The sequence below is a fragment of the Bacillus sp. 196mf genome (assembly GCF_003217275.1).
In the GTDB taxonomy this organism is placed as follows: Bacteria; Bacillota; Bacilli; order Bacillales; family Bacillaceae_G; genus Bacillus_A; species Bacillus_A thuringiensis_S.
Genome location: NZ_QJTG01000067.1, coordinates 1 through 5894 on the forward strand (window position 1 = coordinate 1; position 5894 = coordinate 5894).

The window sequence follows — 5894 nt, forward strand, 5'->3', positions numbered from 1 at the left end:
AAACAGCCCATTATCCTGATTGCGCAATTAAATCGTGCGGTGGAAGGGAAAATGGATAAGCGTCCGAGCATGGCTGATATACGGGAGTCGGGTTCGATTGAAGAGGTAGCGGACGTGATTATTTTCCCTCATCGAGAAGCGTATTTTGACAAAGAGAAGCGGGAAACAGAGGAAATACACGAGACGGAACTCATCATCGCCAAAAACCGAAATGGAGCGGTAGGAACGCTGAAGTTGAACTTTGTGAAGCGGACGAATGAATTTGTGGAGTGAGGGCATGAAGGTCAGTGAATTACTAGAATACGCAACAGCACATGGACTGGTAGGAATCGTGGCATTGATTGAATTGCTCGTGCTAGATAAACAAGTTGTGAAGTTTACGGATGATGTGGCAAAACTAGATTATTATTTTCAAGATCGATTTCGAGTGGCGATGAAGGAGCATGTGGCAGCGTATATGAGCAAGAAGAACAACAGGCGTGTGATGACAGATGAGGAATGGAATAGTTGGATGGAACGAGTCGATGACAGGTATTTGGAGTGAGCGGAATTGAGTAAATACAAAAATAAAAAAGTACATCTCGATGATTATTTGTTCGATTCACAAGCGGAAGCGAATTATTACGAAGGCTTGAAAATACGCAGTGCAAGAGGCGAAATACAAGGGTTTGAACGACAGCCTGTCTTTAAGTTACAACCCGCGTTCAAGAAACGGGATAAAAGCTTTCAAGCCATTACATACATAGCGGACTTTCTGGTGTACTTGCCAAATGGTGAGGTGGAGGTCATAGACATAAAAGGCATGATTACCGAAACGTTCAATGTGAAACGAAAGTTGTTCGAGTATAAATATCCACACTTACAGCTGATTTTGCTGAAGCATGTGAAGAAATACGGTGGTTTTATCACGGTGGATGAGTACAACAAGTTACAACGAGCGGAGAAGAAAGCGAAAAAACAGAATAAAGGGAGCGGATCATAATGGCGTATATCGAATTTAAACCAGTGTTAAAGAAAGTGAACTTAAAACCTGATGGGAAGAAAGAGATTGTGTTAGAGGTAACCGATTCTTCATTGCAAGGAAAATTGGATTCTTTGTCTGAAATGATTGATGCGAAAGTGTTTGTTTCGCTAGAGTCTATGCAAGTTAATTTCAATGTCACGATTAATGCCAAGACAAATGAGCCGGTTACGCAGTACGAAGTCGATGAGAAAGGAATGGTACAAGAGGTACAATCAACATTCGAGCAAATAGAAGCGGATCTAGATATACCACAAGAAAAGATGCAGACTCGTGAAGAAAAAGAACAAGCGGACCGTGAGATAATCGATGCTTTTATCATCAGTGGTTTAGCACCAAACTTTGAGGGTATGCCAAATAAACTCCCGGAGATTGTAAAACGTCGCCTCGAGGGTGAATCGTACTTGAAATTGGCAAATGAACTGAGCATGTCTTCAGGGCAAATTATCGAGGTAATTGATGAATATCGTAAGCGTGTAGCACCATTGGCTATCAAGTGGCATGAGTGGAAAGAACAGCAGCCAGAAACAAAAGAAGAACCAAAGAGTGAGCAGAAACCCGAGGAAACGGCAGAGACAGAAGAAGGAGCCATTTCGAAACCATTGCAGCCATCAGAAGAATTTGAAATAACAGATGGGGACAAGTCATTTGAAGAAGAGCAAGAATAAATCCATTCGGATTCAAATATTAAATCTACAAGATGAACATTGCATGGGTTGTAAAATGATACCGTCATACAGGAAGTCAGGGAACCGCAAGACTTCCTGGTGTGCGGATAACTGTAAGATTGGAAAACAAATCAAACAATTAGGCGACACCTTACTGGAAGGGAGAAATGAGACGATGGCGGAACAACTGGCTGAAGAAAGAAATTGGGATGCATTATGCGAGAAGGCGGAGAAATTACGAGGTGAAAAACTATCCTGGGAAAAAATTGCAGACCGTTTGGGCGTGAGTGAAAGCACCTTGTATTATAACGTTGCAAAACGACGAGAGAAAAAAGAGAACGCTAGGAAACGTATAGGCGTATCTAAGCTATTCACCACAAAAGAAAAGGCTCAGGGAACAAACAACGAAAACGGAAAAAGTGTGATGACTACTCCTGTACTTTTGAAAGAAAAAGAACAACTCTTACAAACCCTACAGACAGAACAAGAAGCGAGAAAAGGGATCGAAGCGGAATACGAACGTATCAAGAAACAGTTACAAGAACGGGAAGAAGCATATACGATTTTACTGAATGAAAGTAACCAGTTAAGCGAAAAGAAATGGGAAGTCGAAGCTGAACTACGAAAAACTCAAATTAGAATCGGCGCGGCAGAAGAAACAGCTGAAAGGGAACGGAAACATCGCTTGGAATGTCAAGCAAGAGCACAAGCTTTAGGTATCGCATTGAAAGCCATATTGTAGGTGAGAAATATGAAACTCACCAGAGAAGAACGCATACAACTTACTTATCAGATTGGCGATATCATCGAACAGAAATGTAGACGGTGTTATTACAATCGTTCAGATGATGCGAGTTTCAGTATCAACATTTGTGCAAATTGCCCGACTGGTCAGGAGTTACGCCAGTTGGGGCGGTATTTTGATACGGAGCCGAGACAGCGCGCAGGGAAACCTGGAAATATTCCGGATGGATTGACGCCAGACCGTGTAAGGGAACTGAATGAGCAAGGAATCCCGGATAAGGAAATCAGCCTCATGTTTGAGTGAAGTCCCTCTTACGTGAGTAAATTGAAAAATAAATGGAGAAAGCAAGGAGTATGGGAAGGGCCAAATCGGGCACCGAAGAAATCGAAGAAAGGGAAAAGAGGAAGTGGAAATGGCGAAAGCGATTGAAGATGTGAGAGCGATGTCAGATGAGGAATTTATGAGGAAATATGAAAATTTGGTGCATCACTTTATCTGGAAGAGATACAAAGGCAGGTTAGATATCGTAAAAGGGAATACAGGTTTGGAGATGGAGGATTTGGTGCAGTGCGGGATGATGGGTCTCATAAAAGCGCGAAGGGATTTTAATCCTAATCTGGGTTATCAGTTCTCCACGTATGCGATACCGAAAATTCATGGAGAAGTTGGAAAGCTCATTATGAATAGTCACAAGATAAAGGTGCCAAGAGACTTGTATGTACTAAGAGGGAAAATGATGAGGCAAGGATTGATGGAGGAAGATGGAGAGATGATTTGTAAACAATTGGAAGTTTCTCTTCCAGAAGTGAAAGAGGCATTACAATATCAACCCCATACAAAGTCTCTACAGGATGTCATGTATACATCGGGGAGTGGTGGTAGTGAAGAAATTTTGTTGGAAGACATGCTGGAAGATACACAAGTAATTGAAGAGACAGAGCAAGTCGAGAATCACATGGTGCTTCAATCATTTTACCAAACACTGCAGCAGCCAGAATTGATCGTGTGGGATATGCATGCGAAACATAAAACGCAGCAAGAAATTGGGAATAGAGTCGGGAGATGTCAGGTGCAAGTAAGTAGAATATTGAAACGAATTAAGAAAAGAGCGAATGAGTTTGGGAAAGAGCAGGGATTAGGGAAATGAATTATACAAATGCAGGTATAAAAATGATAGCTATTTTAACGTGAAAAAGCCCTATAAGAGGGCCAGGTAAATGCTATCGCATATCGTATATCGCGGTATATGCACGTCTCGGGATAATGCGAAAAAAATAGGTATTTCGACAGAAGTGAGGTGAAGGCAATGGATCAATTTTTATGGATAGCCATCTTTATTTTTCTTGGCCAGACTATTTGTATAAAGCTGGATTTAAAGCAATCGGAAAAACGTTTAGATACTTATAAGGAAATGCTGGATATACAAAACGAAAAGATAGATGAAATTTGGCGTTACACTAATAAATTTTAACCCAAAAGCTATTTTAGCATGGGAATTTAAAAGGACCCACTGGGGATGGGCCCTTTTAAGGAAGCTAAGTATATGGATACTACCTATATATTACCAAAAATAGAGTCTTTGTTCTATATGGCGGTGTTGAGAAAGTTTTTAATAAAAATTTCACTTTGTAGAGAAATGAGGATGAAACGTGGGGGAAGTTGAATTTAATCAAAATAGTTTTGGACAACAGTTAATTATTACAGGTTTAGCAAGATTAGTTGAGGAGGAAGGTTTAACACCGCATGAAGCGTTTGATGTTTTAAGGCTCATTCAAAATAATACATTTCATGCGTTAGCTGATATACACAAGGAATACAAAAACAACAAATAATAATGTCAATTTTGTAGAAAAGGGGAACTGAAAAATGACACAAATGCAAACATTTTCACATAGCATGTTCGGAAATTTAGAAGTCTTCATTTAGGATGGAAAAGAGTATTTTCCGGCAACAGATGTGGCGAAAGTACTTGGATACTCAGATCCACATAAAGCCGTGAAGCAACATACAAAAGAGGATGGGTGGGCGATTTGCCCAGTCATCGATTCGCTAGGAAGAGCACAAGAGAAGAAGTTCATTAACGAAGGGAATTTATATAGATTAATTGTGAAATCCAAACTCCCACAAGCAAAACAATTTGAAAAATGGGTATTTGAAGAAGTGCTCCCAAGTATTCGAAAACATGGTGCATACATGACACCGCCTACGATAAACGCGTTACTACAAGACCCAGATTTGCTTATTGGTCTCGCGTCGCAACTCAAACACGAGCAACAAGCAAGGCAAGTGGCAGAACAAAAGAATCTCATGTTGACCCAACAAGTCGCAGAGAACGCATCTAAGATTACATACCTCGATCAAATTCTTCAGTCAAAAGATACGGTAACCGTCTCGCAAATTGCAGCCGATTATGGATTGTCTGCAGTACGATTAAATAAAATCTTAAAAGATGAAAAGGTACAGTACAAAGTAAACAACCAATGGCTGCTATATGCCAAACATCAAAATAAAGGCTATACAAAATCGCAGACAATTGATGTCACACATTCGGATGGGAGTAAATCTGTAAAAATGAATACGCGCTGGACGCAAAAAGGTAGGTTGTTTATCCATGATATGTTGACGAAGCGAGGTATTATTCCAGAAATGGATAGAGAGGCTGTTTAAATTTTATACTGCAGAAAAACGACCTCGTAGAACTGGGTAAATTCGCGTTAGAATCTTTTTTGAATATCGTAGGTATCGGACAGGAAATAGGACTTTAAAAAGAATGATAGGGTGCTTAAATCAAAAGTAGGGATTGTAACAAAAAAGAGGAACTCTTTTGTAAGAGTTCCTCAGGTAGCTGACAAATGAACAAGAAAAAACATCATAATGTATGTGTAGTATACCTCAGTTTTACAAGGTTATACAAAAGTCATCGGAAAAGTAAGTACAAAACTGCGATGATACTGAATAATCCTATCCAAGCATAAAAGAAATAGCCGAAATAACGAATCCATTTTGGTAACTGGCTCATGTTGACTTGATTCGTGGGAATACCTTGCATTTGGAACATCATTTTTTGATCGCGATCCCTATTATCCTGTTGTTCATCCATGATATCAGCGCCTTTCTTACGGTTGTATATGTAGTATAGCAGATTAGGTAGGGGAAAGTATAGAAAGTTTAGAATGAATAGATGGAAGGCATAACAAAGCAGTTAGCAAAAGCTAACTGCTCAGTTGATGAAAGGATATCCAAATAAGCCTAGTCTCAGTTTCCGGAATGTAGGCTATTGAGTAGCCTATGGATAGTATGAGTTAGTTTCTTATTTTTTATACACAAAAAAATAAAACGAACACTTGTGCCAGAGTGCCCGTTCTTGAAGCCTAAAGTTGATTCATTCTTGTTATGTGTGTGAGTCATGAACAAGGAATGATTCGACAAGTAAGATTCGAGATAATATATGTATACGGAA

At 39.7% G+C, this 5894-nt stretch carries 9 protein-coding genes and 2 pseudogenes; 10 read left to right on the plus strand and 1 reads right to left on the minus strand.

What is annotated here, in order from left to right:
* From ATL10_RS30110 to ATL10_RS30150, 10 genes and pseudogenes are all read left to right on the plus strand, one after another.
* Positions 1–273, plus strand: a 273-nt coding sequence (locus ATL10_RS30110) for a DnaB-like helicase C-terminal domain-containing protein (protein WP_181419365.1), incomplete at its 5' end; no start/stop codon positions are given.
* A 4-nt stretch (positions 274–277) separates the two neighbouring features.
* Complete coding sequence (locus tag ATL10_RS30115; RefSeq protein WP_110498267.1) at positions 278–544, plus strand: hypothetical protein; 267 nt, start codon at positions 278–280, stop codon at positions 542–544.
* Positions 545–550: 6 nt separating this feature from the next.
* Positions 551–982 carry a DUF1064 domain-containing protein gene (locus ATL10_RS30120; protein WP_110498269.1) on the plus strand — a complete coding sequence of 144 codons (432 nt, stop codon included), beginning with the start codon at positions 551–553 and terminating at the stop codon, positions 980–982.
* On the plus strand, positions 982–1689 hold the full coding sequence (locus tag ATL10_RS30125; RefSeq protein ID WP_110498271.1) for a 2-methylcitrate dehydratase: 708 nt from the start codon (positions 982–984) through the stop codon (positions 1687–1689). The genes ATL10_RS30120 and ATL10_RS30125 overlap by 1 nt, the downstream gene beginning before the upstream one ends.
* 43 nt (positions 1690–1732) lie before the next feature.
* Positions 1733–2431, plus strand: coding sequence for a zinc-finger domain-containing protein (locus ATL10_RS30130; RefSeq protein WP_481747237.1), 699 nt, complete (start codon positions 1733–1735; stop codon positions 2429–2431).
* Positions 2432–2440: 9 nt separating this feature from the next.
* Positions 2441–2863, plus strand: a pseudogene (locus ATL10_RS30135) (hypothetical protein).
* Entirely contained in the window at positions 2847–3581 is a 735-nt protein-coding gene (locus ATL10_RS30140; protein WP_110498275.1) for a sigma-70 family RNA polymerase sigma factor, read from the plus strand. The pseudogene ATL10_RS30135 and the gene ATL10_RS30140 overlap by 17 nt, the downstream one beginning before the upstream one ends.
* A gap of 159 nt (positions 3582–3740) precedes the next feature.
* Positions 3741–3905, plus strand: a complete 165-nt coding sequence (locus ATL10_RS31500) for a hypothetical protein (RefSeq protein WP_181419366.1) — start codon at positions 3741–3743, stop codon at positions 3903–3905.
* Between the two features lie 178 nt (positions 3906–4083).
* On the plus strand, positions 4084–4266 hold the full coding sequence (locus tag ATL10_RS30145) for a hypothetical protein (protein ID WP_110498277.1): 183 nt from the start codon (positions 4084–4086) through the stop codon (positions 4264–4266).
* Positions 4267–4300: 34 nt separating this feature from the next.
* A pseudogene (locus tag ATL10_RS30150) lies at positions 4301–5101 on the plus strand (phage antirepressor KilAC domain-containing protein).
* 250 nt (positions 5102–5351) lie between these two features.
* Here the strand turns inward: ATL10_RS30150 and ATL10_RS30155 are convergent.
* Positions 5352–5534, minus strand: a complete 183-nt coding sequence (locus tag ATL10_RS30155; protein ID WP_110498279.1) for a hypothetical protein — start codon at positions 5532–5534, stop codon at positions 5352–5354.
* Positions 5535–5894 lie beyond the last annotated feature (360 nt).